22 protein-coding genes, 1 tRNA gene and 1 pseudogene are annotated in these 25,517 nt (G+C 71.8%); 8 read left to right on the forward strand and 16 right to left on the reverse strand.

Features of this window, described 5'->3' with window-relative positions; all coding sequences use genetic code 11:
- Positions 1 to 47: 47 nt before the first annotated feature.
- Complete coding sequence (locus tag V6U81_RS02775) at positions 48 to 968, reverse strand: hypothetical protein (RefSeq protein ID WP_334483898.1); 921 nt, start codon at positions 966 to 968, stop codon at positions 48 to 50.
- A gap of 284 nt (positions 969 to 1,252) precedes the next feature.
- On the opposite strand from V6U81_RS02775, the gene V6U81_RS02780 reads away from it, so the two are divergent.
- Entirely contained in the window at positions 1,253 to 1,633 is a 381-nt protein-coding gene (locus V6U81_RS02780; RefSeq protein ID WP_334483900.1) for a CPCC family cysteine-rich protein, read from the forward strand.
- Positions 1,634 to 1,666: 33 nt separating this feature from the next.
- Positions 1,667 to 2,122: a hypothetical protein gene (locus tag V6U81_RS02785; protein WP_334483903.1), complete on the forward strand. Its 456-nt coding sequence runs from the start codon at positions 1,667 to 1,669 to the stop codon at positions 2,120 to 2,122.
- A gap of 56 nt (positions 2,123 to 2,178) precedes the next feature.
- Here the strand turns inward: V6U81_RS02785 and V6U81_RS02790 are convergent, their stop codons facing one another.
- Complete coding sequence (locus V6U81_RS02790; RefSeq protein ID WP_334483905.1) at positions 2,179 to 3,240, reverse strand: fatty acid desaturase family protein; 1,062 nt, start codon at positions 3,238 to 3,240, stop codon at positions 2,179 to 2,181.
- A gap of 834 nt (positions 3,241 to 4,074) precedes the next feature.
- On the opposite strand from V6U81_RS02790, the gene V6U81_RS02795 reads away from it, so the two are divergent.
- Positions 4,075 to 4,548 carry a DUF3618 domain-containing protein gene (locus V6U81_RS02795; protein WP_334483908.1) on the forward strand — a complete coding sequence of 158 codons (474 nt, stop codon included), beginning with the start codon at positions 4,075 to 4,077 and terminating at the stop codon, positions 4,546 to 4,548.
- 146 nt (positions 4,549 to 4,694) lie between these two features.
- Here the strand turns inward: V6U81_RS02795 and V6U81_RS02800 are convergent.
- Positions 4,695 to 4,771 (reverse strand) — tRNA-Thr (locus V6U81_RS02800).
- A gap of 368 nt (positions 4,772 to 5,139) precedes the next feature.
- Between V6U81_RS02800 and V6U81_RS02805 the strand changes: the two genes are divergently transcribed.
- Positions 5,140 to 6,231 carry an ABC transporter ATP-binding protein gene (locus V6U81_RS02805; RefSeq protein WP_334483911.1) on the forward strand — a complete coding sequence of 364 codons (1,092 nt, stop codon included), beginning with the start codon at positions 5,140 to 5,142 and terminating at the stop codon, positions 6,229 to 6,231.
- A 61-nt stretch (positions 6,232 to 6,292) separates the two neighbouring features.
- Here the strand turns inward: V6U81_RS02805 and rlmB are convergent, their stop codons facing one another.
- Both rlmB and cysS read right to left on the reverse strand, forming a co-directional pair.
- Positions 6,293 to 7,423, reverse strand: coding sequence for a 23S rRNA (guanosine(2251)-2'-O)-methyltransferase RlmB (rlmB, locus tag V6U81_RS02810; RefSeq protein WP_334483913.1), 1,131 nt, complete (start codon positions 7,421 to 7,423; stop codon positions 6,293 to 6,295).
- Positions 7,423 to 8,838: a cysteine--tRNA ligase gene (gene cysS, locus V6U81_RS02815; protein ID WP_334483916.1), complete on the reverse strand. Its 1,416-nt coding sequence runs from the start codon at positions 8,836 to 8,838 to the stop codon at positions 7,423 to 7,425. Before cysS ends, rlmB begins: the two co-directional genes overlap by 1 nt.
- Positions 8,839 to 8,901: 63 nt before the next feature.
- Here cysS and V6U81_RS02820 point away from each other — a divergent pair, with 63 nt between their 5' ends.
- Together V6U81_RS02820 and V6U81_RS02825 are read left to right on the forward strand one after the other, a co-directional pair.
- Entirely contained in the window at positions 8,902 to 9,570 is a 669-nt protein-coding gene (locus V6U81_RS02820; protein WP_334483918.1) for an IclR family transcriptional regulator, read from the forward strand.
- Positions 9,571 to 9,729: 159 nt separating this feature from the next.
- The gene (locus V6U81_RS02825; RefSeq protein WP_334483919.1) at positions 9,730 to 10,662 is read left to right on the forward strand and encodes an AfsR/SARP family transcriptional regulator; all 933 of its coding nucleotides are present in this window, start codon (positions 9,730 to 9,732) and stop codon (positions 10,660 to 10,662) included.
- Here the strand turns inward: V6U81_RS02825 and V6U81_RS02830 are convergent.
- The 3 genes from V6U81_RS02830 to V6U81_RS02840 form a co-directional block, all read right to left on the reverse strand.
- Complete coding sequence (locus V6U81_RS02830; RefSeq protein WP_334483920.1) at positions 10,624 to 12,309, reverse strand: vanadium-dependent haloperoxidase; 1,686 nt, start codon at positions 12,307 to 12,309, stop codon at positions 10,624 to 10,626. The genes V6U81_RS02825 and V6U81_RS02830 overlap by 39 nt on opposite strands.
- A gap of 82 nt (positions 12,310 to 12,391) precedes the next feature.
- On the reverse strand, positions 12,392 to 13,090 hold the full coding sequence (locus V6U81_RS02835) for an HAD family hydrolase (RefSeq protein ID WP_334483922.1): 699 nt from the start codon (positions 13,088 to 13,090) through the stop codon (positions 12,392 to 12,394).
- 13 nt (positions 13,091 to 13,103) lie between these two features.
- On the reverse strand, positions 13,104 to 14,066 hold the full coding sequence (locus tag V6U81_RS02840; RefSeq protein WP_334483924.1) for an EamA family transporter: 963 nt from the start codon (positions 14,064 to 14,066) through the stop codon (positions 13,104 to 13,106).
- A gap of 74 nt (positions 14,067 to 14,140) precedes the next feature.
- On the opposite strand from V6U81_RS02840, the gene V6U81_RS02845 reads away from it, so the two are divergent.
- On the forward strand, positions 14,141 to 14,686 hold the full coding sequence (locus tag V6U81_RS02845) for a CGNR zinc finger domain-containing protein (RefSeq protein WP_334483927.1): 546 nt from the start codon (positions 14,141 to 14,143) through the stop codon (positions 14,684 to 14,686).
- On the opposite strand, the gene V6U81_RS02850 is transcribed toward V6U81_RS02845, so the two are convergent.
- The 3 genes and pseudogenes from V6U81_RS02850 to V6U81_RS02860 form a co-directional block, all read right to left on the reverse strand.
- Positions 14,646 to 15,218: a GNAT family N-acetyltransferase gene (locus V6U81_RS02850; protein WP_334483930.1), complete on the reverse strand. Its 573-nt coding sequence runs from the start codon at positions 15,216 to 15,218 to the stop codon at positions 14,646 to 14,648. The two genes, V6U81_RS02845 and V6U81_RS02850, sit on opposite strands and share 41 nt — an antisense overlap.
- Positions 15,219 to 15,404: 186 nt before the next feature.
- On the reverse strand, positions 15,405 to 15,587 hold the full coding sequence (locus tag V6U81_RS02855; RefSeq protein WP_334483933.1) for a DUF397 domain-containing protein: 183 nt from the start codon (positions 15,585 to 15,587) through the stop codon (positions 15,405 to 15,407).
- A pseudogene (locus tag V6U81_RS02860) lies at positions 15,578 to 16,389 on the reverse strand (helix-turn-helix domain-containing protein). Before V6U81_RS02860 ends, V6U81_RS02855 begins: the two are co-directional and overlap by 10 nt.
- A 289-nt stretch (positions 16,390 to 16,678) precedes the next feature.
- On the opposite strand from V6U81_RS02860, the gene V6U81_RS02865 reads away from it, so the two are divergent.
- Positions 16,679 to 16,942, forward strand: coding sequence for a hypothetical protein (locus V6U81_RS02865; RefSeq protein ID WP_334483935.1), 264 nt, complete (start codon positions 16,679 to 16,681; stop codon positions 16,940 to 16,942).
- Between the two features lie 7 nt (positions 16,943 to 16,949).
- On the opposite strand, the gene V6U81_RS02870 is transcribed toward V6U81_RS02865, so the two are convergent.
- The 5 genes from V6U81_RS02870 to V6U81_RS02890 all read right to left on the reverse strand — a co-directional run bounded on the left by V6U81_RS02870 (position 16,950) and on the right by V6U81_RS02890 (position 25,385).
- On the reverse strand, positions 16,950 to 18,359 hold the full coding sequence (locus tag V6U81_RS02870) for a class II fumarate hydratase (protein ID WP_334483937.1): 1,410 nt from the start codon (positions 18,357 to 18,359) through the stop codon (positions 16,950 to 16,952).
- A gap of 35 nt (positions 18,360 to 18,394) precedes the next feature.
- Complete coding sequence (locus V6U81_RS02875; RefSeq protein WP_334483939.1) at positions 18,395 to 21,382, reverse strand: AfsR/SARP family transcriptional regulator; 2,988 nt, start codon at positions 21,380 to 21,382, stop codon at positions 18,395 to 18,397.
- A 260-nt stretch (positions 21,383 to 21,642) separates the two neighbouring features.
- A complete protein-coding gene (locus tag V6U81_RS02880; protein ID WP_334483942.1) occupies positions 21,643 to 23,310 on the reverse strand; it encodes a fumarate hydratase in 1,668 nt (555 codons plus the stop codon).
- Positions 23,311 to 23,377: 67 nt separating this feature from the next.
- Positions 23,378 to 24,823 carry an outer membrane protein assembly factor BamB family protein gene (locus V6U81_RS02885; protein ID WP_334483945.1) on the reverse strand — a complete coding sequence of 482 codons (1,446 nt, stop codon included), beginning with the start codon at positions 24,821 to 24,823 and terminating at the stop codon, positions 23,378 to 23,380.
- A 70-nt stretch (positions 24,824 to 24,893) separates the two neighbouring features.
- Entirely contained in the window at positions 24,894 to 25,385 is a 492-nt protein-coding gene (locus V6U81_RS02890) for an Lrp/AsnC family transcriptional regulator (RefSeq protein ID WP_334483947.1), read from the reverse strand.
- Positions 25,386 to 25,517: the final 132 nt, after the last annotated feature.

Consider the following 25,517-nt stretch of genomic DNA (forward strand, 5'->3'; position numbering starts at 1 on the left):
CGTGCGGGGCCCCTAATGCTGAGCCTGGAGGCCGGCCGGCCGCCGGGTCACGGCGCGATCTTCAGCGTGTACGTGTACGACGCCGCGGGCGAGAAGTTTCCGGCCGTGTCGTAGCCGGCGACGCTGAACGTGAAGGGCGTGCGCCGCCCGGTGTAGTAGGACTCCAGGTCGTAGGTACCGAAGGTATGGGTCCACGTCCCGTCCGCCGCGATGGACTCGGTGGCCGCCTGGCCCGACTCGGGCTGGATCCACACCTCGGTCGACGGCTCGCCGGTACCGCTGATCGTGAACGTCTTCGTCGTGATGACCTTCTTCGGCGACGGCGAGGTGACGACGGGCGTCGGTGGCGCCGTGCCGTCGACGGTGAACGTGACGCTGGCCGTCGCCGTCCTGCCGTAGATGTCCGTGGCCTGGAAGACCGTCGTGTACGTCCCGTCAACGATGTAGCCGCCGTCGTAGACGAAGGAACCCGAGACGCCGCTCAGCAGGGTCGGCCCACTGCCGTCGACGTACACCTTGATGTTGGACTCGTAGTTGACGTAGCCGGTGATCTTCACGGTCGGGTCGACGATGGCACCGTCGTAGGGCCAGGTGATGTACAACTCCAGCGGCGGCGGCAGCACCTGGTAGGCCGAGCAGTAGCTGGCGTAGGTGACGTTCAGGTCGAGGTTGCGGATCTGCGCGCACAAGGTGTTCCAGCCGTAGTCGAACTGCTGGTACACCATCTCCCAGGTGCCGTCGGCGCGCAGGGTCCCGTAACGGTCCTCGCCGTTGACGACCAGGACGAGGCGGTAGGCGCTCGGGTCGGCGTTGGAGGTACCAGTGACGCTGATGTCGCTGGGCCCGGTGCTCCCGTTGGCCGGCGACGTGATCGTCACCGACAGGTCTTCCGCCTGGGCGGGGGCGGCCCCAACCAGCACACCGACCAGCGCGGACAGCAGAACGACGATCCCCATACGCAGCCTCATCGCTGCCCCCTCCGTGTGGTAAGCAGGATCGTGCCCCACCCCACGGACGCAGACAATCGATTGCCATAGGTCAAGATTGGCGAATGGCGCGACGGCACGCCGGGGCGCCCGCCCCAGTCGGTGCAGGTCAACCAGCGTGGGCAGCAGCAGATCGTGGAGTCAGCACAGTTCGACGCGATGCACCTGATCCCATCGGCTCTGTCGCGGCCCTAGGGCTGCTCGCGGCCTGTGCTCGCGACGTAAGTCAGGAGACACCACTGCAGTTAAGAGCCGACGGTAGCGGTGTGGAATTGGCACTCCCCTGTCCGTGCTGCGGCTACCGGACGATGAAAGGAGCGCCGGGCAGTTACGCCATCTGCCCGGTCTGCTGGTGGGAAGACGACATCCTCCAGCTACGTTGGCCACAGCTCGCCAGCGGCGCCAACAAGGTCTCACTCATCGAGGGCCAGCGGAACTTCGCACATACCGGCGCCTGCACCGGATTGCCGCTGGGGGTTGAGCTGGCCGACCCGAACAACCATGACCGCGAACCGCACTGGCGCCCTATCGACCTTCGCCGCGACACCTTCGAACCGACCCTCTGCCAACTCGCACCGTGGCCGGACGACCTGACCGTCCTGTACTGGTGGCGCTACCGCGATGCCGGCGCCTGGCGCAGACGGTAACCAAATCCCACGCGCTGCTGGCATGATCGCGCCGTGGGGCTTCTCTGCGACTACTTTTCGGCCGGCTCCGATGACGCTGCCGCTGCGGTGATCGATGTTCTCGGCGGTCCGCGCGCCGCTTCAGACCGCGGCTCCGATGTTGTCGAGTTGAAGGGGATAGAACCCTTTGTGCAGCTCGGGAAGCTGGAGGAGTTACTGACGGGCGTCGACTACGAATCCGTCACCGAGAATCCGAGGTGGGGCCGCGCCGTCGCTGTTCGTCATGACGGCGAGCTACTTGTCGTCTCGCTGACGGACGAAATCCAGGCGGCGCTGGCTGGCGCCTCGGAGAGCCAGCTACGTGAAGTTGCGGTGCCCTGGTCGCAGAGCGAGGAGTTCTGGGGGCAGGGAGAGCCCTCCGACCTGGCCGAGATCCTGATCGAGCTGGCGACCTTGGCGGGCGCAGCGACAGCACGTCATGAACGCCTGTACTGCTGGGTCTGCGTCTGATCGCCGCACCGTTGTTGTTTGTACTCCTGCTCACACGGCATCTCGGTCTGCCATCGTCAGTCGCTGGTCGGTCCGTTCCGTGTGTCGGTTGCAGGTTGGGTCGGTCGCCTGCCGACTGTCCGCAGGTGCCGCAGCGTTTGCGCCCACGAGCGGGGCAGCGTGGTCTCGTAGTAGGAGACGCCGTGCGCGATGCAGAACTGGCGGATCAGTGGCTGGGCGCGGCGCAGGTTCGGTCGGGGCATGCTGGGGAAGAGGTGATGCTCGATCTGGTAGTTGAGCCCGCCGAGCAGGACGTCGATGAGCCATCCGCCACGCACGTTGCGAGAGGTCAGCACCTGTCGCCGCAGATAGTCGAGGCTGTCTGCTCGGTCGAGGATGGGCATGCCCTTGTGGTTGGGCGCGAACGAGCAACCCAGGTACAAGCCGAACAGGCCCTGGTTGACCAGAATGAACACGATCGCCTGCGGGATGTCCAGGAGCAGGAACACGGCCGTGAGATAGCCGCCGATGTGCAGGGCGAGCAGGCTGGCTTCGATCGGGCGGTGCTTGAGCCGGGCGCGGCCGAGCACCGCCTTGACGCTGTTGGCGTGCAGGTGCAGACCCTCCAGCAGCAGCAGCGGGAAGAACAGCGCCGCTTGGTGCCGGACGAACATCGCCCCGAGGCCGCGCCGCGCCTCGGCCTGCCCGGAAGTGAACGACAAGGGCGCCACCACGATGTCCGGATCATGGCCCTCAGTGTTGGGATGGGCGTGGTGCCGGTTGTGCTTGTCCACCCACCACCCGTAACTGAGACCGATCAACAGGTTGCCGAACACCAGGCCAACCGCGTCGTTGGCGCTGCGGGAGCGGAAAATCTGGCGATGGCCGGCGTCGTGGCCGATGAACCCCGCCTGAGCGAAGATCACCGCAAGGAACGCCGCAACCACGATCTGCCACCACGACTGCCCGAGCCGGACCAACACCACGCCCGCCACGCCGAGACAACCGAGCACCAACCCCATGCGCAACGCGTAGTGGCCGGGCCGCCGGTGCAGGAGCCCAGCACCTCGCACCAGGCGGGACAGGTCAGCGTATTCACTGCCCCGCTCGCTGCGGGCATCAAAACTCGTCTCGCTCACCCTCGTTACTCCTGAAAGCTGCACCAATCGACAGGTTCGGTCCGGCGATGTCGACCGCAACCCGCAGGCACGGGTCTCACTCGACGTCCCCACCGTCCGCAGTCGGCCCACGGCCATCGATGCTGAGCCCGCAGCAGCGAACTCCACCGCAGGCTGCGCCTCCCGCGGCGGTCGGCGCTCGGCCACTGACCCGTCCCAGATATCCGCACGGCTCCGCGTCATCCCACCCGCGGTGGGATGACGTGATCGTGATTGCTCTGCGGTCCCGACTCCACGTGGCGACCACCGCGCCAGGCCGCGGTTCCAGTCTCACTCATGGCTGCCCCTCCTGGAGCCCAAACGGCGGCTCCTGGCGGCCGTGAGCGGTGGCCTCGTGCGGCTGCCATACAAGTCTGCCGATCAGGGGCAGGGCCGCTGCCGTGGAGTCGGACAATCAGGGCCGTGCGGACACGTGGGGTTCAGGGAGCGATCATGGCGCGCAGAAGCCACTCGAGCATTCGGCAAGCGTTGATCATTGCGTTCGGGGTGGGGGCACTGACCGGAGCGATGGGCGCGCTGGCCCTGCGACGTCGCAGGCAGACGGGTGACATCCCGGCGGCTGATACAGCCGGCCCTCTGGGAGACACCGCCTGGCCGGCTCTGGGCCGGCGATCCGACGAACCCTCGCCGGGCTCGGTGAAAACGCCAGCGGTACAGCAAGGCTGACCCGGTCCCGCAGCACCAGTCGGACCTGGCCAGCCACATCACCGTCGTTGGCGTCTCTGGCCATTCCGGTACGCGAGAACTCGTGAGGGCACGTATGCCAGAAGGTTCCAGCAGCAGGCGGAGGCGGCCATGAGCACGGCAAGCCCAAGCAACGGTCCGGACAACGTACGGCAGGACATCCAGCACACGCGGGCGGAGCTGGGGGAAACCGTTGCCGCCCTGGCAGCCAAGACCGACGTCAAGACCCGCCTCGGCGGCCAGGCCACCTCAGCGGCCGGCGGACTGCGGCAGCGCTTGACCACGGCCAGCCGGTCGGCGAAGACCTCGGCAACGCAGATGTTCCGCACGATGAGCCAGAAGGCCTCCCAGCGCGGGGCGATCGCCAAGCAGAAGACCCGTCAGGCCATGACCATGGCACGCAACTCGGCCTCGGCCAGCACCCAGACCACCGGCAAGACCGAGTCCACCGAGGTGACCTCCGCACGTGCCGTGACAGCGAAGGTCGGCACCGCGGTACGCGTCAAACCCGTGCCGGTCCTCGCGGCCGCCGGCGCCGCAGCCGCCCTCACGCTCGTGGCCGACCGACGCCGCCGGACGAGATGACCAACGGCGGGGCTCGCCGCGCCGGCGTCGGTGGGCACCCTCGATCCGCACCAGCCGCATCAACCGGTCACGTTCAAGGGGATATCAGCCATCCGCCCGGCCGGCCCTTGACGGGCACTCCGGTCGGCATCTGGCTGGTGAAGGTCTGGAGCCCCCGGCCGGGATCGAACCGGCGACATCTCGCTTACAAGGCGAGTGCTCTGGCCAGCTGAGCTACAGGGGCGCGTGTATCGACGTCAGCATAGCGACCGGCGTCCGGTTTTCCCGCCCGGCATGCGTCCCGAGCACGGGAAACGTCACTTTCCCGACCGGTCCGCCGACGGATCGGTCCTGCGGACGACCGTACGCCGTTGCATTTGATGCCTCGCCGTGCCCGACTGACCGTTATGTGTATGCCGGGCGTCCCATCCGCTGTCCCTCGTCTTGGCAGGGGTGCGAAACCCGTTTACCGTGCAGTGACACGGAAGACACCACGATCGGCTCCGGCCGCCCCCCGGTGCGTCGCCCGTGAACCGGCGCCGACTCGGCGCCGGTGGCTCCTTCACTCGGATCGTCCGGCACGTTCCTGCCGGTGAAAGGAAGCGCTTCACCATGGCTACGGTCACCTACGCGAAGGCGTCCCGAATCTACCCGGGCACCGAACGCCCCGCCGTCAACCAGCTCGACCTGCAGATCGGCGACGGCGAGTTCCTCGTCCTCGTCGGCCCGTCGGGCTGCGGCAAGTCCACCAGCCTGCGGATGCTCGCCGGCTTGGAGGACGTCGACGACGGCGCGATCTACATCGACGATCGGGACGTCACCCACCTCCCGCCGAAGGCCCGCGACATCGCGATGGTCTTCCAGAACTACGCCCTCTACCCGCACATGTCGGTGTACGAGAACATGGCGTTCGCGCTGAAGCTGCGCAAGACCTCCAAGGACGAGATCGACCGTCGGGTCAAGGAGGCCGCCGCGCTGCTCCAGCTGGAGGATTACCTCAACCGTAAGCCGAAGGCGCTCTCCGGTGGCCAGCGCCAGCGGGTCGCGATGGGCCGAGCGATCGTCCGCGAGCCGCAGGTCTTCCTCATGGACGAGCCGCTGTCGAACCTCGACGCCAAGCTGCGCGTGCAGACCCGTACCCAGATCGCGTCGCTGCAGGCCAAGCTCGGCATCACCACGGTCTACGTCACCCACGACCAGGTCGAGGCCATGACCATGGGCCACCGGGTGGCGGTCATGCTCGACGGCGTCCTCCAGCAGGTGGACACCCCGCGGGCGCTCTACGACACCCCGGCCAACGTCTTCGTCGCGGGCTTCATGGGCTCCCCCGCCATGAACATCAAGACCGTGCCGCTGACCGAGCAGGGCGCGGCCTTCGCCGAGATGCACATCCCGCTGAGCCGCGAGCAGGTCGAGGCGGCCCGCGCCGAGGGCGGCGACAACAAGGTGACCGTGGGCTTCCGTCCGGAGGACTGCGACCTGGTCAGCCCGACCGAGGGCGGCATGCCGGTCATCGTCGAGCTGGTCGAGGACCTCGGCTCGGACGCCAACGTCTACGGCCACGCCGCGCTGGAGGGCCACGACGAGCGGTTCGTGGTCCGCACCGACCGGCGCACCATGCCGAACATGGGTGACACCGTGTTCGTCAAGCCGCGCGCCGGCCAGAGCCACATCTTCAACGCCGCCAGCGGCAAGCGGATCTGACGTACGGAAAAAGGGGCGGTCCGCTTCGGCGGATCGCCCCTTTTCGTGTGCCTGTCGTCGATCAGGCCTCGGCGGCGCGGCGCCGGGCCACCTCGGCCAGGGTGACCGCGGCGGCCACGCTCGCGTTGAGCGACTCGATCTCGGAGATCATCGGGATGCTGACGGTCAGGTCGCACGTCTGCCCGACCAGCCGGGACAGCCCGCGCCCCTCGGAGCCGACCACCACGACCAGCGGGCCGACGGCGGCCTCCAGGTCGTACAGGTCGGTGTCGCCGTCGGCGTCCAGTCCGACCACCATGAAGCCGGCATCCTGGCAGGCCTTGAGCGATCGGGTCAGGTTGGTGACCTGGGCGACGGGGACCCGCGCGGCCGCGCCGGCGCTGGTCCGCCAGGCGGTCGCAGTGATTCCGGCGGCCCGCCGCTCGGGTACGAAGACACCCTGCGCGCCGAACGCGGCGGCGGACCGGATCACCGCGCCGAGGTTGCGCGGGTCGGTGACCCCGTCCAGCGCCACCAGCAGCGGGGCGGCCTGCTCCAGCGCGGCGGCCATCAGGTCCTCGAACGGCTCGTACGCGAAGGGCGGCACCTGGAGGCCGACGCCCTGGTGCAGCACGCCGCCGGTCATCCGGTCCAGCTCGGCCCGGCTGATCTCCAGGTTGGCGATGCCCCGGTCGGCGGCGGTCCGGAGGATCTCGTTGACCCGGTCGTCCATGTCGATGCCCTGCGCGACATAGAGCGCGGTCGCCGGCACCGCGGCGCGCAGCGCCTCCAGCACCGGGTTGCGCCCGACCAGCAGCTCCGGGCCGTCCTTGGACGGGTTGGACTTGCGGCCCGGCGCGACCCGGGGGCCGGTACGGCCGGTGGGCTTACCGCCCCGGCTGGACGCGGCACCCCGGCTGGCCGGTACGCCCCGTCCGCCGCCCTTGCCCCAGGTGGTGTCCTTGGCGCCGGGCTGGCCGATCTTGGGGGCGCGCCCCTCCTCGGCCGCCGCGCGGCGCTCCTTGTCCTGCTTCCACGCGGTGCGCTGGGGCAGCTTCTCGGTGCCCGAGTACGCCTTGTGCCAGGGCCGCTCGTCGGCGGGCAGGGTCTTGCCCCGACCGGCGAGGGAGTCCTTGTTCTTGCCGCCGGAGCCCTTCGGGGCGCCCTGCTTCGGGGACAGTCGCCGGCCACGGCGCTGCGAGTTGCCGGCCATCAGTCCTGCTCTCCAATAGTCCAACGGGGGCCCTGGGCGGTGTCCTCGACCACCACGCCGGCCTGCTTGAGCTGGTCGCGTACGGCGTCCGCGGCGGCCCAGTCCTTGCGGCTGCGGGCCTGGGCGCGCTGCTCCAGGGCCAGCGCGATCAGGGAGTCCACCACACCGCGCAGGTCGCCGGCGCGTTCGCCGCCGGTCCAGGCCGGGTCCAGGGGGTCGACGCCGAGGATATCCAGCATCCCCCGGGCGGCGGCCAGAGTCGTGCGGACGGTCACATCGTCGCCGACGGTCAGGGCGGTGTTGCCGTCCCGGACCACCTCGTGCAGCACCGCGAGGGCGGCCGAGGTGTTCAGGTCGTCGTCCATCGCGGCGACGAAGCCGGCCGGCAGCTCGCCGGGCTGGCCGCCGCCGACCCGCTCGGCGGCCCGCTGCACGAAGCCCTCGATCCGCCGGTAGGCCACCGCCGCCTCGCGCAGCGCGTCCTCGGAGTAGTCGATCCGGGAGCGGTAGTGCGCGGCGGCGTAGTAGTAGCGCAGCTCGACCGGGCGCACCCCGAGCGAGGCCACGTAGTCGAGGCCGAGGGCGTTGCCGAGCGATTTGCCCATTTTGGCGCCGCCGATGCTGAGCAGGCCGTGGTGCACCCAGAAGCGGGCGAACGGCAGGTCGGCGGCCTGGGACTGGGCGATCTCGTTCTCGTGGTGCGGGAACGTCAGGTCCAGCCCGCCGCCGTGGATGTCGAACTCGGCGCCCAGGTACCGCCAGCACATCGCCGAGCACTCGATGTGCCAGCCGGGGCGGCCGCGGCCCCAGGGCGACGGCCAGTAGGCGTCGGCCGGCTCGTCGGGCTTGGCGCCCTTCCAGAGCGCGAAGTCACGCGGGTCCCGCTTGCCCCGCTCCGGGGCGTCGCCGGCGGACTGCATCTCGTCCGGCGACTGGCCGGACAGCGACCCGTACGCCGGCCAGGAGGCCACGTCGAAGTAGACGTCGCCGGAGCCGTCGGTGGCCGGGTAGGCGTGACCGGTCTCGATCAGCCGGGCGATCAGCTGGTGCATCTCCGGGATGTGCCCGGTGGCCCGCGGTTCGTACGTCGGCGGCAGCACGTTCAGCGCCCGGTACGACTCGGCGAGGATCTGCTCGTTGGCGTAGGCGATCGACCAGAACGGCCGCCCCTGCTCCATCGCCCTGACCAGGATCTTGTCGTCGATGTCGGTCAGGTTGCGGATGAAGGTGACCTCGTAGCCGGCGGCGAGCAGCCAGCGGCGCAGCACGTCGTAGTTGACGCCCGAGCGAAGGTGGCCGATGTGCGGGGGTGCCTGCAGGGTGAGACCACACAGGTAGACCCCCACCTTGCCGGCTTCCCGCGGGACGAAGTCCCGCACCGATCGGGTGGCGGTGTCATACAGGCGTAGCGTCACCGTACAAGGGTAGCCGTCCAGGCTTTCCGGGGTCGTCCGGAGCCGGGTCGTACGCTGCGTGCTGTGGAGACGACGGCGGGGCCCGGCGGGGCGGCGGCCCGTCCCGGGGAGACGGCGCAGACCCTGGACCGGGGGCTGCGCCTGCTGCACCTGGTCGCCGACGCCCCCGCCGGCCTGACGGTCACCGAGGCGGCGCACCGGCTCGGCATCGGCCGGGCCGCCGTCTACCGGCTGGTCGGCGCGCTGACCGGGCACGGGATGCTGCGCCGCGACGGCGACGGCCGGCTGCGGCTCGGCGCGGGGGTGCTGCACCTGGCCCGGCGCGCCCAGCCGCTGCTGGCCGAGGGAGCACTGCCGGCGCTGCGCCGCCTCGCCGAGCAGGCCGGCGCGACCGCCCACCTGACCGTCGTCGAGGGCGGCGAGGGGGTGGCTCTGGCGGTGGTCGAGCCGAGCTGGACGTCGTTCCACGTGGCCTACCGGACGGGCGCCCGGCATCCGTTGGAGCTCGGGGCGGCCGGGCGGGCCATCCTGGCCGGCCGGGCGGGCGCCGCCGGCCCGGTGAGCACCAGCGGGGAACTGCAGTCCGGGGCGTACGGGGTGGCCGCACCGGTGCTCGGCGTGCCGGGGCTGGAGGCGAGCGTCGGGGTGGTGGCGCTGGCCCCGCTGGACGTGGCGACGGTGGGCGCCCAGGTGAGCGCCGCCGCCGAGGCGATCGCTGCCGCGCTGGGCTGACTCGGTCGGACCGGCCGGGGCCCCGACCGTACGTGTCATTGTCATCGCATCGTGCAACTTCTATGGTTACTGCTGCTTGGCGTTCTCCTCGAACACGGGGGCTGGAGGACTGATGGGCTTCTGTTCGCGTGCCGTCCGCCGTGACCCGGGCCGGCCGTCATGAGATTCCGACTGCTGGGCCCGCTCACCGTCGACGGGTCCGCCCACCCGCTGCGGCTGGACGGGAAGCGCCCGCGCGCCGTCCTGGCGTTCCTGCTCATGGAGACGGGTGCGCTGCTGCGGGTGGAGCAGATCATCGACGCCGTGTGGGGCGAGTCGCCGCCGCGCACGGTGCGCACCCAGGTCCACGCCCAGATATCCGTGGTCCGCCGATGGCTGCGCGGGCTGCCGGACGTACGGATCGTCACCCACGCCACCGGGTACGCGCTCAAGGTCGACCCGTCCGACATCGACGTGGGGGTGTTCCGGCGGCTGGCCCGCCAGGGGCGGACGCTCGCCGGGACGGGGCAGCCGGTGGCGGCGGCCGAGGCCTACCGGGCCGCCCTCCAGCTTCACGTGGGTCCACCGCTGGGCGACATCGACGCGCCGTTCGCCCGGGCCACGGCCGCCCGGCTCGCCGACGAACGGCTGAGCGTGCTGAGCGACCTGATGAGCCTCGACCTTGCCGCAGGGCGGCACCACGAACTGATCCCGGTCCTCTCCACACTGGTGGAACGGCATCCGCTGCACGAGCCGCTCTGGTGTCACCTGCTGGTGGCGCTGCACCGCGCCGGCCGCCGGGGCGAGGCGATCGGCTGCTACCACCGAGCCCGCCTGCTGCTCCGCGAGGAGCTGGGCGTGGAGCCGGGACCAGAGCTGTCCGGGACCTACCGGTCACTGCTGGCCGCCGACCCGGTCGCCGCGGGCGGCGCCGACCTCACCCGTACCCTCAGCCGGCTGGCCGAGGCGGAACGGATGCTGGGCGAGATCCGGCAGCAGCTGTCCCGGCTGGGTATCGACGCGCCGACGGCGCGGTCGGTGTCACCGACCGCGCCGCCCGCGTCGCTGCTGTCGTCAGACGACGGTGCAGGTCACGAAGAGGTTGCGGCTTGATCCGTCCCTCAGCAGGACGGAGAGCGTCTGGCCCTGGAGGCCACACACCTTGCCGGGCAGGACGGTGACCTGGTAGCGGCCGTTGGTGACGCTGACTACGCCGCTGTTCCCTCCCGGTGCGCCGTTCCAGGAGACGCCGACGACCGCGTTCAGGTCGGTGACCGGGGTGCCGTTGGCGGAGAGTGCGAAGTTGAGGGTCATGCTTCCCCCCGCGACGCCGTCCGGGTAGGTGTTCCCGACGTACGCGGACCCCTCGTAGAAGCCGTCGAACGTGTACGCCGGCGCGGTCGGCCGGAGGAAGTTGCCGGCCACGTAGTTGGCGAGCGAGGTGCCGGAGGAAACCCCGGCGTCGGCGTCGAACTGGTAGTGCACGCCGAGGTAGACCCGGCTGCGCGCGTTCTCCGTCGCCGCCGCGTTGAAGCCGGTGAAGATGCGGGTCGCCCCGACCGCGTGCGGGTCCTCGGTGGTGGCGACGAAGCGGAAGCCGTCGGTGCCGAAGAAGCCCTTCATGGCACCCGCCCAGGCGGCCGCGAACGTGGCGTGCCCCGAGGTGTACGCCGGGAAGGGCGGGGAGAAGTTCACGTTGTTGCGGTCGGCGGAGAGCGGCTTCCAGTTGGGGTCGGCGACCGTGTCGGTCCGGGAGTCGGTGCCGGCGAGCCTGATCGCGCTCTCGGGCCGCCACAGGTCGACGGTGGTCTGGTACTTGGTGTCCCACGCCACCACGGCGGCGTCACCCATGGCGATGCCGACCAGCGCGAAGAGCCGGGCGTTGCCCGCCTGGGTCAGCTTGGCCGACGCGGACACGATCCGGGTGTGGGTGAAGAGCTGGCCCGGCGGCTTGTAGGTGCCGTCCAGATCGTTGGCCCAGAACCAGGCCGCCTGCGTCTGGTCGGCGGTACGGGCGGTGCTGTTGTACGCGCCGAGACTCTTCACCTCGTTGACCTGGTCCGCGTACGCCTTGCTCGCGAGCAGTGTGCCGTAGCTGGAGTAGCCGGCCGGCGGACCGGGACGGAACTGGGTGTTGGAGGCCATCGCGAACGGCTTCACCAGTCCCCAGCTCGGAGTGGCGGGCTCGCCGGAGCCGGTCCGCCGCCACTGGCCCGGCACGGTGCCGTCGGCGTAGGTGGAGGTGTCGGGCGTCCCGTCGCCGGCCCGGAAACTGATCATGGCCTGCGCGCTTGCCGAGCCCATCCGCTGGCCGTCGGTGCGCGCCGTCGAACTGGCGATGCCCTCCTGCGCCGCGGTGAGATCGGCGCTGAAGTCGATCGAGGGATAGACGCTGCGCAGCGTGTCGTAGGCGGCGTAGTCGATGGCGGTGGCGAGGTCCGGGGTGACTCCGGCGGTCGGGGTGACCTTGATTCGGTACTGCTGCCCGATGCACCGGTCAGCTCCGGCGGCGCAGAGGGCGGAGTTCGCGGCGTCGTAGATCGCTCCGTGCACCATCGCCCCGGCCCGGGCCAGCGGACCGGGAGCGCCGCCGACCTGACGGAAGGTGCGCAGCAGGACGTCGTTCCAGTAGAGGACGTGGTCGGTGGGCCCGACGGCGAGCGCCGGGGTGGTGGGTGCGACGGCGGCGACGGTGCCGATGGTGAGAGCCGTGAGCGCGACGGCGCTCCAGCGGCGGATGGACGTGTGCGACCTGCCCATGGGACTCCTCGGTGCGAGACCTCGATCGACCGCGGCTGATGCCCGCGACCCCCATAGGCTGAGCCGGTCCGCTACGCATCCACTACGGCGCCGCTACGTGCCCATCGATCAGCGCGGCGAGTGCCACGGGCAGGTGGGCCATGGTGGACACCTCGGCGTCCGGGCGTACCCCCGAGGGGCAGGGCAGGCCGGCCCGGTTGAGCCAGATCCCCCGCAGGCCGCCGCGCTGCGGCCCGACCACGTCGTGGGCGAGCGAGTCACCGACGTACCCGATCTCCTCCGCCGGCACGCCCGCGGCCTCGACGACCGCCGCGTAGAACGCGGGGACGGGTTTCTTGGGCAGCCCGTCCTCGTGGGCGTACAGCTCGAAGGTGAACTGGCCGGCGAGACCGCAGCGCTCGGCCCGGCTGTTGCCGTTGGTGGCGTAGCCGAGCACGAAGTCCCGTCGCAGCAGGTCCAGCGCCGGCAGCACGTCGGGGAAGGGCCGGGTCAGCGCGAACCGCCGGGCGAAGAAGAGCGCCGCCAGCTCGTCGAGCTGGTCCTCCATCCCGGCCCGGGCCAGCGACCGGGCCAGCGCCGCCCGCCGTACCTCCTGCACCGGTGCGGCACTGAGCCCGCCGAAGACCGCGCCCCAGTCGGACTCGAGGTCCGCGAGCGACACCCCGGCCGCCGCCGGGCTCCGGCGCCGCATCTCCTCGAGTACGGCCACCAGCCCGCCGGTGACGGCCGGGCGAAGGTCGAGCAGGGTCTCGTCGGCGTCGAACACGATCACGCGCAGCATGCCGGACACCCTCTCAGGTCAGGGCCGGTTCGTCGGCCCGCAGCGCGGGCCGCTCGGTGCGGGCGTGGCGCAGCTCGTCGAGGCGGACCAGCGCCACCCCGGCGACGATCAGCGCGCCACCGAGCAGCTGCACCACGCTGGGCAGTTCGCCGAGGACCAGCCAGGCGATCAGCACCGCGAACATCACCTCGGTGAGGCCGACGAAGGAGGCCAGCCGGGCACCGAGGACCCGGGTGGCGGCGATCCCCGCCAGGTAGGCGACCACCGCAGCCACCAGGGAGAGCCCCGCGATGGGCACGAGCCAGCTGGTGCGCTGCCCGGCGAAGTCCACCGCGCCGAAGGTGGCCCGCAGCGGCAGCACCCCGACCAGGCCGAGCAGGACCAGCACCGCGGCGCCGACGGCCATGCCGAAGCTGGCCATGGCGACCGAGGGCAGGTCGGCGTCCACCCGGGCGGCGAGGACGAAGTAGCCGGCGAGTCCGACCCCGGCGCCGAGCCCCCAGAGCACGCCCACCGGGTCGAGCCGGCCGGTGCCGGTCAGGTCGAGCACGAAGGCCAGCCCGGCCAGCGCCGCCACCGAGCCGACCACGGTGAGCCGGCGGGGACGCTGCCCGTGCACGAGCCACAGCCAGCCGACGACCAGGATGATGCCGAGGTATTCCAGCAGCAGGGCGACGCCGACCGGCAGGTAGCGGACGGCGTTGAAGAAGCAGGCCTGGGCGGTGGCCACGCCGAGCAGCCCGAAGACGCCGACGGAGCCGAGGGTGCGCCGCAGCACCTCGCCCCTGCCGCGCAGGGAGAGCACGGCCGGCACCGCGAGGAGCAGGGCGGCGATGCCGACCCGGGCGACGACCACGGCCTCGGCCGACCAGTCGGCGGTGATCAGCGAGCGGGCGAACGTGCCGGAGGTGGCGAAGGTGACGGCGGAGAGCAGGGCCAGCCCCAGGCCGACGCCGGCGGTGGGTCGGTGCGGCATGGGTTCCTCCGGAGGTCATGGGCAAAGTACCCTTACGCTCGTGACGCTAGCGGCCGGCTCAGACAGGAGTCAAGTTGCTCTTTGCCCATGACACCGAGTGCGGGCTGCTCGCCGCCGCCGCCCTGGTCAACACCGACAGCCGGGACGGCGAGGGGCTGCCCGACGTCGCCGCCCTCGACGGATTCGTCACCACCCACGGCTGGACCGGCCGGCACGAGCACACCGACGACGAGCTGCGCGCCGTCCGCGCGCTGCGCCCCCGCCTGCGCCGGCTGTGGGACGCCGACCCCGACCAGGTGGTCGCCGTCGTCAACGAGCTGCTCCACGAGTCCCGGGCGCTGCCGCAGCTGATCCGGCACGACGACGAGCCGTACCACCTGCACGCGGTCCCCCGGGACGCGCCGCTGGCCACCCGGATGGCCGTCGAGGCCGCGATGGCGGTCGCCGACCTGGTCCGCAGCGGCGAGCTGAGCCGGCTGCGCAGCTGCGAGCACCCCGACTGCGACAACGTGCTGGTCGACCTCTCGAAGAACCGGTCCCGGCGGTTCTGCGAGGCTGGCTGCGGCAACCGGGCGGCGGTCAGCGCGTACCGGGCGAGGAAGGCGGCCGGTCGCTCCTGAGCAGCTCGTACTCCACCTCACCGTGCTCGGTCCCGGGGATCGGGTCGTCGAAGTGGAGGTGGAACGTCCGGACGTACCGCAGGCCGGCCTTCTCCATCACGCTGCGGGAACGCCGGTTCACCGCCATCGTCTCGGCCCACACCCGACGCAGACCCACCGTGTCGAACGCGTGCCGGAGCAGGGCGTGGGACCCCTCGGTGGCCAGCCCCCGTCCCCAGGCGGCGCGGCGCAGCCGGTAACCCAGCTCGGCCTGTGTCCCGTCCTCGGCCGGGTCGAGCGCGAACCAGCCCAGGAACTCGCCGGTCGTCCGGTCCTCCGCCGCCCACCGGCCGAGGCCCGGGTGGCGGTCGTACCGGGCGAGCAGCCGGGGCAGGTGCTCGTCGCGGACGGTCGCGCGCGGGGTCGGCCGACCACCGGTCAGGAAGCGCATGACCTCCGGGTCGGAGTCCAGCTCCACCAGGTGGTCCACATCGTCCATGGTGAAGCGGCGCAGCCGCAGCCGGGCGGTCTCCAGCAGCACGTCACCGGTCATGCCCGGATCATGCCGCCGGCCCCGGGCAGCGGTCGACGGGTTATCCGGTCAACGTCCGGCCGTTCATCAGCCAGCGCGTCACGTCGACCCGGAACAGCACGTACGCGTCGTCCGCAGGGTGCAGAGCCGGACGGTCCGTTCGCGGTCGAGCCGGGCGAGACGTCCGCGCCGGGATAGCCGGCCACGTCAGCGCGGCGGCGCGGCCACGAAGACCCGCCAGGAGTACGGGGGAAAGGTGAGCACCGGACCGTCCGGGTCCTTGCTGTCCCGCACTCCGACCACCTCGGGGAGGTTGATCGCCACCTCGACGCACTGGGTCGCCTGGTCGCTCCGGCTGCTCTTACGCCAGCGGGCACCGGTCAGTTCCATGACTCGGCTATCTCCCTCAACAGCTCGATCGACTCCTGTGAAGGCAGGGCCGCCGCCAGGCTAACCTCCCAGACCTGTTGCAGTCGCCGCAGTTCGGCCGGCTGATGCAGCTCCTCGCCGCGGCCCTGCCCAGTTACCACCCCGAGGTCGGTGTCGTCCGGCATCGCGGCCAGGATGAACGGCCCGCCGAGCCCGGGGTACTCCCCGGCCGAGCCGGGCACCACATGCAGCCGGACATGGGGATGCTCAGTCGCAAGCCGGGCCAGGTGAAGGGCCTGATCAGCCATCGTCTTGCGACCACCCACGCAGCGGCGCAACGCTCCCTCATCCAGCACCGCGACCACCTTGAACACCCGATCGTCATAAAGACAGCCCTGGGTTCTCATCCGGTCCGCGAGCCGCCGCTCCACCTCGCCCTGGTCGAGGAGGTCGCCGGCTTCGAAGACGGCCCGCGCGTAAGCCTCGGTCTGGAAGAGACCGGGCACATATCGCGGCTCGTACCAACGGATCGCCCGCGCCTCCGACAGGATCGTTTGCCAGCCGCGCAACCAGGTCTGGGTCTTGTCGAGGCTGACCAGGTCGGTGAGCATGCGGCCAAAGATGCCGCCGGTGTCGAGGGCCTTGTCGACCAGTTCCAGGTACTTCGCGGTGGGTGGCTGCTGGCCCAGTTCGACGGCGCTGACCATGGAGGCCGAGTAGTTGACCGCCTTGGCCAACTCGTCCTGGCTCAGCCCCGCCGGGTCCGCGCCCGGCGCAGCTCGGCGACCAGAAAGGCCGCCGCCGTCATCCGTCCGTCCGCCATCTCCCGCCACCCTCCAGCGCATCGCCGATCGACTCCAGCAGCCCGCCAGCCGAGTCGGCGGTCAGCGCAGGACGGCTCCCACAGCGGGCGCAAACCCTTCCGACCGTAGTGGTCTGATCACCAGACTGTGAAGAGCGACACCGCCCGCCCACCCTCCGGGCAGCGGCAGTGTCGCGGTGGGATCGCCCGCTCCCCCGGCCGGGCGGTCCCACCGCCGGGGCGATGACGCTGCCGACATCAGGTTCGTAGGGAGAGAAACCATGCCCCGGTCCCCCCGCCCGGTACGGCGGTGAGCGGCCCGACGCGGCCGCACCTGCCGCTCCGCCCGCTCTGGCTCTGCCGGCGCTGCGCCGCGCCGTGGCCGTGCGCGTCCGCCCGCCTCGCCCTGATCGCCGAATACGCCGACGACCGGGTCGCGCTCAGCGTCTACCTCTGCACCGTCCTGCACGACGCCGCCGCCGACCTGTACCGGCTCCACCCGGACGACGGCCCCGACCCGGCGGCGCTCTTCGCCCGTTTCCTCGGCTGGGCGCCGCGCACCCGGAGCGGCTGAGGCGGCGTCAGGGGTGGGTCATCCGGAGCAGGTCCAGGGCCTCGTCGAGCTGCGTCTCGCTGAGCTTGCCGGAGTCGACGTGCCCCCGGGAGATCACCACCTCGCGGATCGAGGTCTGCTTGGCCAACGCCTCCTTGGCGATCGAGGCGGCCTCGTCGTACCCGAGGTGGCGGTTGAGCGGGGTCACGATCGACGGCGACCCCTCCGCGTACGCCAGGCAGACCTCGGCGTCCGCGACCAGGCCGACCACCAGCCGGTCGGCGAAGAGCCGGCTGGACGCGGAGAGCAGCCGGATCGACTCCAGCAGGTTGCGGCCCATCACCGGGAGCATCACGTTCAGCTCGAAGTCGCCCTGCGAGCCGGCGAAGGCGACCGTCGCGTCGTTGCCGATCGCCTGGGCGCAGACCTGGCGCATCGCCTCGGCGACCACCGGGTTCACCTTGCCCGGCATGATCGACGAGCCGGGCTGGAGGTCCGGGATGCGCAGCTCACGCAGGCCGGCCCGAGGCCCGGAGCCCATCCAGCGGATGTCGTTGGCCATCTTGTACAGCCCGACGGCGATCGTGCGCAGCTGGCCGGAGGTCTCCACCAGCGCGTCCCGGGCGCCCTGCGCCTCGAAGTGGTTGCGCGCCTCGGTCAGCGGCAGGCCGGTCGACCCGCGCAGCTTCTCGATCACCTTGGCGGCGAAGCCCAGCGGGGTGTTGATCCCGGTGCCCACGGCGGTGCCGCCGAGCGGCAGCTCGGCCAGCCGGGGCAGCGCCGCCTCCAGCCGCTCCACGCCGTAGCGGACCTGGGCGGCGTACCCGCCGAACTCCTGGCCCAGGGTGACCGGGGTGGCGTCCATCAGGTGGGTACGCCCGGCCTTCACCACCGTCTCGAACTCGGCCGCCTTCTCCTCCAGCGCCCCCGCGAGGTGCTTCAACGCGGGCAGCAGATCCTCCACCACGGCCTGGGTGGCGGCCAGGTGGATCGAGGACGGGAAGACGTCGTTGCTGGACTGCGAGGCGTTCACGTCGTCGTTCGGGTGCACGCCCCGGCCCAGCTCCCGACCGGCCAGGGTGGCGATCACCTCGTTGGTGTTCATGTTGGACGAGGTCCCCGAGCCGGTCTGGAAGACGTCGACCGGGAACTGGTCGTCGTACCCGCCGTCGGCCACGTGGGCGGCGGCGGTGGCGATCGCGCCGGCCACATCCGCGCCGATCACCCCCAGCTCGCCGTTGACCTGCGCGGCGGCGCCCTTGATCATGGCCAGCGCCTTGATCTGGGCCGGTTCGATGCCACGCCCGGAGATCGGGAAGTTCTGCACCGCGCGCTGGGTCTGTGCCCGCCACAGCGCCTCGGCGGGCACCTCCACCTCGCCCATCGAGTCGCGTTCGATCCGGTAGCCCGCTGCCTCTGGAGTCGTCACGCGTACCATCCTGCCGCGCTCGCCGCCGACTCGCAGATGATCGCTCAGTCCAGCTCGGCGAGCAGCCGCTCCACCTCGTACCGGTCCGGGGACTCGACCTGGCGGAACAGCGCCAGCGCCCGCCTCCAGTGCGAGCGGGCCGCCGCCGGGTCGGTCTCCCGCAGGCAGCGGGCGATGCCGTCCAGCGCCCGGGCCTGCTCGTAGCGGGCGCCCAGCCGGGTGGCGTCGGCGAGCACCCGGCGGTGCAGGTCCAGCGCGCTGGAGCTGTCGCCCTGGTCGAGGATCGCCCGGGCCAGCAGGTTGCGGGACGCGCACTGTCCGATCCGGTCCCCCACCTCGCTGATCGCCACCAGCGCCTCCCGGTGCAGCGCGGCGGCCTGCTCCGGCCGCCCCTCGTTCCGCTCCATCACGCCGATCTCGTTGAGCACCTCACCCTCGCCGTACCGGTTGCCCACCTGCCGCTTGAGGTGCAGCGCCACCCGCAGCAGCCGTCGGGCCGGCCCGAGATCGCCCATGCGGTGGCGAACCAGCCCGAGGTGCCCCACCGCGTTCACCAGCTGCCGCTTGTCGGACGCCGCCCGGGCCAGCAGGAGGTGCAGCCGGCCCGTCCGCAGCGCCTCCTCGTACCGGCCCCAGTTGAGCAGGGCGAAGGTGATGTTGTTGAGCAGGTTGGCCAGCTCGGCGAGCTCGCCGGGGCCACCCCCCATCGTCAGGGCCAGCGCCGCGTCGAAGCACTCCTTTCCGCGCCGGTGCTCACCGTGGGCCGAGTAGGAGATGCCGAGGTTCCACAGCGTGCTGCGTACCTCCCGGCGCAGCCCGAGACGCCGCCGGACTTCGAGCGCCACCTCCATCAGCCGGATCGCCTCCGGGAACCGGGCCAGCCGGTAGTACGCCGAGGAGAGGTAGTTGAGCATGACCGCCCGGGCCGCCTCGTCACCCACGCGCTCCGCCGACCGCAGGCCGACGGTGTGCGTCTCGATCAGCTCGTCCAGGTGGCCACCGTCGAACTGCGACCGCCAGCAGGCCCGGGCCAGCTGCCAGCAGTGCCGCGGGAAGCCCTCGGCGTCGGCCAACCGGACCAGTGCGGTCAATGCCGCGCGGTTCTCGTCGAACCAGGCCACGCCCTGGGCCGCGCTTGCGCCGACCAGGTCGGGCCGGGGCGGCGGCGGGAGGACGAGCATGTTCCGGCTGCCCGCCGACTCGATCGTCCACGAGATCGTCGCGGCCACGTGCAGGTGATGGTCGAGCAGGCGTTCGGTGGCGGAGGTGCGCTCGGCCGCGTGTCCGGGGTCGTCCAGCAACGACCGGGCGTACTCGCGGAGCAGGTCGTGCAGCCGGTACCGGCCGGGTTCCGCCTCCTCGGCCAGGTGCGCGTCGACCAGCTCGTCCAGCACGTCCTGCGTCTCCGGCAGGGGCAGCTCGGCGAGGGCCGCGGCGACGCGGTTGTCGAACCGTACGCCGGGGTGCAGGCCGAGCAGCCGGAACACCCGCTGCGCCGTCGGCGACACCTGCGCGTACGACAGGGAGAACGCCCGCCCCACCGAGCGCTCCCCGGCCGCGAACTCGGCCAGCGGGTCCCGCCCCGACGCCAACCGCTCGGCCAGATCGGCGACCCGCCAGCGGGGCCGGTGGGCCAGCCGGGCGCCGGCCAGCCGGATCGCCAGCGGGAGATAGCCGCAGCGACGCACCACCTCGGCGGCTGCCCCGGGCTCGGCGGCGACCCGTTCCTCGCCGGCCACCCGGCCGAGCAGTTCCACCGCCTCGTCGGCGTCCAGCACCGGCAGCGACGACGGGCGTCCCTCGTCCAGGCCGACCAGCCGGCGGCGGCTGGTGATGAGGACCAGGCAGTCCGGGCCGTTGGGCAGCAGCGGCGCCACCTGGTCGGCGTCGGCGGCGTTGTCCAGCACCACCAGGGCGCGCCGGCCAGCCAGCTCGCTGCGCCACAGGGCGAGCCGGTCGTCCAGGTCCAGCGGGACCCGCTCCGCCGGTACGCCGAGCTGCCGGAGCAGCGTGGCCACCGCCGCGGCGGGAGTCAGCGGACTCCGTTCGCTGTGCCCGTGCAGGTCGATGAAGAGGTGCGCGTCCGGATAGCGGTCGGCCAGGGCGGTGGCGATCTGTACGGCCAGGGTGGTCTTGCCGCTGCCGGCCATTCCGTCGATCAGCTGGATCCGGGCCGCGTCCTCGTGGATCTCCTTCACCAGCCGGGCGATGGTCTGCTGCCGACCGGTGAAGTCGCTGATTGCCCGGGGCAACGAGCGGACCGGCGCGGCCGGGCGGTTCTCCGGGACGGCCAGCGCGAGGTCGCCGGCGAGCACCCGCTGGTGCAGCTCCTGCAACGCCGCGCCGGGCTCGATGCCCAGCTCCTCGGCGTAGATCCGCCGGCCCTCCCGGTAGACGGCGAGGGCATCGGCCTGCCGACCGACCGCGGAGAGGGCGAGCATCAACTGGCCGCGCAGCCGTTCGCGCAACGGATGCCGCTCGACGCTCTCGGTCAGCTCGTCGAGCAGGTCGGCCGCCTGCCGCAACCGCAGCTCGACGTCGACGCACTCCTCCAGGGCGGCGAGCCGCTGCTCGTCGAGAGCCTGGGCCCGCCGCCGTACGCTCCGGCTGGGGATGCCGGCGAGCGCCGGCCCCCGCCACAGGCCGAGCGCCTCGCGGTAGTGGCGGCGCGCCTCGGCGGGCTGCCCAGCGGCGACCGCGGCGCGGGCGGCGTCGACCCGGCGGGCGAAGACCTCGGCGTCGAGGTCGGTGTGGTCGACCCGGATGCCGTAGCCGATCGGGTCGGTGGCGATGGCGTCGGCGGCCAGGCCGAGCGTGGCCAGACGCTGTCGCAATCGCGACACGCAACTGTGCAGCTGGGCCCTTGCGGTGGCCGGTGGCCGTTCCTCCCAGACCGCGTCGACCAGGTCCTCCACCGCGACGACCCGACCGGCGCGCAGCAGCAGCATGGCGAGCACGACCCGGTCCCGACCTGCGGTGACGGTGGCTTCGCCACCGCCGACCCGCAAGGGCCCCAGGATCCCGAACCGCATCTGCGCCCCCGCATGCCGACTCTGCAACTTGCAGCGTAGCCCGGTCGTCACGGGTCGCCCTCTTCAGGCGATAGCGATCCGATAGCGGAACGACAGTGCTGGAGCCGAGACTCTTCGTGGGTTGTCGGTGACGACATCCGACGGGGGCGGTGCGCCCGGCCGGGCGAACACTCCGCTCGGGCGCACCGATGTCGGCGAGCACCAGATGACGAGGGGGCGCCGGGCTTTCGCCCGGCGCCCCTTGTCGTCGTCCGTCCGGCTCAGCGCCGCCCGACGGTCAGCACCGGCTTGGTGACCTCGGCGAAGAAGTCGTTGCCCTTGTCGTCGACCACGATGAAGGCCGGGAAGTCCTCCACCTCGATCTTCCAGACCGCCTCCATGCCCAGCTCCGGGTATTCGAGGACCTCGACGTGCTTGATGCAGTCCTGGGCGAGCCGGGCCGCCGGGCCGCCGATCGAGCCGAGGTAGAAGCCGCCGTGCTGCTGGCAGGAGCGGGTGACCTGGGCGGACCGGTTGCCCTTGGCGAGCATCACCTGGGAGCCGCCGGCGGCCTGGAACTTCTCCACATAGGCGTCCATCCGGCCGGCCGTGGTGGGGCCGAACGAGCCGGAGGCGTAGCCCTCGGGGGTCTTCGCCGGGCCGGCGTAGTAGACCGCGTGGTCGCGCAGGTACTGCGGCATCGGCTCGCCGGCGTCCAGCCGCTCGGCGATCTTGGCGTGGGCGATGTCCCGGGCCACGACCAGCGGGCCGGTCAGCGAGAGCCGGGTCTTCACCGGGTACTTCGACAGCTCGGCGCGGATCTCATCCATCGGCCGGTTGAGGTCGACCTTGACGACCGTCTCGGCGTCCAGCGTCTCGTCGGTGACGTCGGGCAGGAAGCGCGCCGGGTCGGTCTCGAGCCGCTCCAGCCAGACGCCCGACGGGGTGATCTTGGCTACCGCCTGCCGGTCCGCCGAGCAGGAGACGGCGATCGCCACCGGGCACGAGGCGCCGTGCCGGGGCAGCCGGACCACCCGCACGTCGTGGCAGAAGTACCGGCCGCCGAACTGCGCGCCGATGCCGAAGTTGCGGGTCAGCTCCAGCACCTCCGCCTCCAGCTCCAGGTCGCGGAAGCCGTGCGCGGTCATCGAGCCCTGCGTCGGCAGCGCGTCGAGGTACTTCGCGGAGGCGTACTTGGCGGTCTTCAACGCGTACTCGGCGGAGGTGCCGCCGATGACGATGGCCAGGTGGTACGGCGGGCAGGCCGCGGTGCCGATCAGGCGCAGCTTCTCCTCCAGGAACTGCATCATCCGCGTCGGGTTCAGCAACGCCTTGGTCTCCTGATAGAGGTACGACTTGTTGGCCGAACCGCCGCCCTTGGCCATGAAGAGGAACTTGTACGCGTCCGGGTGCCCGTCCGGGTCCTCGGCGTAGAGCTCCACCTGGGCCGGCAGGTTGCTGCCGGTGTTCCGCTCGTCCCACATGGTCAGCGGGGCCAGCTGCGAGTAGCGCAGGTTCAGCTTCGTGTACGCCTGGTAGACGCCACGCGAGATCGCCTCGGCGTCGGTGCCGTCGGTGAGCACGTGCCGGCCGCGCTTGCCCATCACGATCGCGGTGCCGGTGTCCTGGCACATCGGCAGCACACCGGCGGCGGCGATGTTGGCGTTGCGCAGCAGGTCCAGCGCGACGAACCGGTCGTTCGGCGAGGCCAGCGGGTCGTCGATGATCGACCGCAGCTGGGCCAGGTGCGCGGGGCGGAGGAAGTGGGCGATGTCGTGCATCGCCTCGGCGGTCAGCGCGGTCAGCGCGGCCGGCTCCACGGTGAGGAACCGGCGGCCCCCGGGACCGTGGACGACGTCAACGCCCTCGTCGGTGACCAGGCGGTACTCCGTCTGGTCCGGCCCGGTCGGCAGCAAGGGGTCGTACGAGAACGCGGCGGCACTGCTCATGAGCGGAAAGCCTAGGGCAGACCGGTCGATCAGTGGCACCCGCCGGGTGCGTCGTGGGACGCCGCTCTCATCCGTCCTTGGGCTCCTCGGTGTAGCAGAGTTCCCGCTTCGGACCGCAGCTGTCCTCGACGTCGGGGATGTCGCCGGTGTCCCCCGGCCCGGGGCCGCCGCCGCCGTCCGCGGGCGGCACCGGCGCGACGCCGGTGCCGGCGCCGAAGCGGACGTACCCGATCTCCCGCCCCTCGCCGATGATCATGCCGTGCGGCCCGATCGCCAGCGCGTCCGCGCTGGTCCGCAGCACCAGCAGTTCCCGGCCGGTGCGCGGGTCCAGGGCGATCAGCCGGTTCGGCTTCTCCTGGGAGACCAGCGCCGCGTACGGGGTGAGCGCCGCGCCGACCTTCCCGCCGACGGGACGGGTCCAGCGGGCCCGGGCGACGCCCAGCTCCCGGCCCACGACGGTGCCCTTGTCGGCGGTGCGCACCAGCGCGTACCGGTCGTCGACGGCGAGCAGCTTCTCGCCCTCGGCGTCGACCAGGAGCAGCCGGCCGTCGTACCCGTCGAGGACCGCCTCCCGGCCGTCCGGTCCCACGCCGATCAGCACGTTGCGGGCGCCCTGCGGGTCCTCCCGCTGCGGACAGCCGGCGTTGTCCGCGGTGCGCGGGTTGAGGCCGGGCCGCCGCCACACCTCCTGCCCGGTGATCGGGTCCCGGGCGGAGATGACGAACTGGCAGGTGCCGTCCCGGGAGACGGCGCTGATCCGCAGCAGCCGGCCGCCGATCACGGCGAGCCGCTCGTCCCGCCCGGGCTCGACGTTCTGCACCACCTTGCCGGTGGCGGTGTCGACCACGTGCACCCGGCCGTCGACCGGGAAGCCGAGCAGCGGCGGCACCGGCTCGGCGCCGGCCACCCCGGCGTCGATCCGGGGCGCGGTGAGCCGCCGGGTGCCGAGCAGGTGCGGGTTGTCGGCGAAGAGCCCGGTGCTGACGCCGGGCAGCGCGGCGGTCCACAGAGGCGCGGTGCCACGCGGGTCCCAGGCGCTCAGGGTGCAGTCGGTGGGCTCGAAGCAGCGGGCGTCCAGCAGCAGGTTGCGGTACGTCCAGACGGCGACCGCGTCGTCGTCCCGGCGGCGGACCGCCCCGGTGGCCGGGTCGAGCAGCTCGTACCCCTTGACCAGGAGCTTGCCCACGGCGACGACCGGGTCCCGGTCGCCGCCGGCCACCGCCGCCCAGTCCGCCTTGCGTTCCCACAGCTGGGTGCCGGTGGCCAGGCTGAGCGCCTCGACCCGGGTGCGCTGCTCGACGATCACGGTGTCGCCGGCGATGGTGACGCTCTTCGGCGTACCGCCGACCCGCTGCTGCCAGACCACGTCCGGTTCGGAGATCGGCTGGCTGCGGTTGACCCAGTCCCAGAGGCGCGGAAAAGGGTTCCACACCCCGGTGGCGGCGAGCACGACCACGGTGAGGAGCCCGAGCAGCAACCACCCGCGCACTCCGAGGCCCTTCACACCGCACACGCTAGCGACGATCACCGAACTCCCGTGTCCCTCGCCGGCCGTGTCGCCGCGCTTTCTGGCGGCGGGCCGGTCAGCGGGGGAGGGCGGCCGAATGGACCAGCGGCAGGACCCGGTACGGGATCTGCTCGGCCAGCGCGATGATCGTGGAGGCGCGGCGGATGCCCTCGTAGGAGACGATCTGGTCGATCACCCGCTGGAGGTCGGTGTTGGAGCGGGCCACGATCCGGCAGAGCAGGTCGCTGGAGCCGGTGATGGTGTGCGCCTCCAGCACCTCCGGGATGGCGGCCAGGTGGGCGGTGACCGCGTCGTGGCCGTGCCGCTGGCTGATCTCCAGGGTGACGAAGCTGGTCACCCCGAAGCCGATCGCGGCCGGCGAGATCTCCGGCCCGAAGCCGCTGATCACCCGCCGGTCGACCAGCTTGTCGAGCCGGGCCTGGACGGTGCCGCGGGCCACCCCGAGCCGCCGGGAACACTCCAGCACCCCGATCCGCGGCTCGTCGGCGAGGAGCTGGACGAGCCGGGCGTCCAACTCGTCGAGCTGTACAGCCTGTCCAGGGTTCATGTCTGAAGACTCTACCGATTGCGCAAGCTGACCAGGTATATCGCCGACAGTTGCCCAGTGACCCGGGGCCCGGCGATCCTCCCCACAAGAGCAACCGAACCACCGCGGCGGCCCACGAGGCCGGCCGGTACG

This window comes from Micromonospora lacuserhaii, assembly GCF_036902735.1.
In the GTDB taxonomy this organism is placed as follows: Bacteria; Actinomycetota; Actinomycetes; order Mycobacteriales; family Micromonosporaceae; genus Micromonospora.

Coding starts and splice junctions, on each gene's coding strand:
- V6U81_RS02850 (WP_334483930.1), bottom strand. CDS start 15,218: ATGACCGGTGACGTGCTGCTGGAGACCGCCCGGCTGCGGCTGCGCCGC.
- V6U81_RS02890 (WP_334483947.1), bottom strand. CDS start 25,385: ATGAACCCTGGACAGGCTGTACAGCTCGACGAGTTGGACGCCCGGCTC.
- V6U81_RS02855 (WP_334483933.1), bottom strand. CDS start 15,587: ATGGAACTGACCGGTGCCCGCTGGCGTAAGAGCAGCCGGAGCGACCAG.
- V6U81_RS02825 (WP_334483919.1), top strand. CDS start 9,730: ATGAGATTCCGACTGCTGGGCCCGCTCACCGTCGACGGGTCCGCCCAC.
- V6U81_RS02805 (WP_334483911.1), top strand. CDS start 5,140: ATGGCTACGGTCACCTACGCGAAGGCGTCCCGAATCTACCCGGGCACC.
- V6U81_RS02870 (WP_334483937.1), bottom strand. CDS start 18,359: ATGGTACGCGTGACGACTCCAGAGGCAGCGGGCTACCGGATCGAACGC.
- V6U81_RS02880 (WP_334483942.1), bottom strand. CDS start 23,310: ATGAGCAGTGCCGCCGCGTTCTCGTACGACCCCTTGCTGCCGACCGGG.
- V6U81_RS02875 (WP_334483939.1), bottom strand. CDS start 21,382: ATGCGGTTCGGGATCCTGGGGCCCTTGCGGGTCGGCGGTGGCGAAGCC.
- V6U81_RS02835 (WP_334483922.1), bottom strand. CDS start 13,090: ATGCTGCGCGTGATCGTGTTCGACGCCGACGAGACCCTGCTCGACCTT.
- V6U81_RS02795 (WP_334483908.1), top strand. CDS start 4,075: ATGAGCACGGCAAGCCCAAGCAACGGTCCGGACAACGTACGGCAGGAC.
- V6U81_RS02775 (WP_334483898.1), bottom strand. CDS start 968: ATGAGGCTGCGTATGGGGATCGTCGTTCTGCTGTCCGCGCTGGTCGGT.
- rlmB (WP_334483913.1), bottom strand. CDS start 7,423: ATGGCCGGCAACTCGCAGCGCCGTGGCCGGCGACTGTCCCCGAAGCAG.
- V6U81_RS02840 (WP_334483924.1), bottom strand. CDS start 14,066: ATGCCGCACCGACCCACCGCCGGCGTCGGCCTGGGGCTGGCCCTGCTC.
- V6U81_RS02830 (WP_334483920.1), bottom strand. CDS start 12,309: ATGGGCAGGTCGCACACGTCCATCCGCCGCTGGAGCGCCGTCGCGCTC.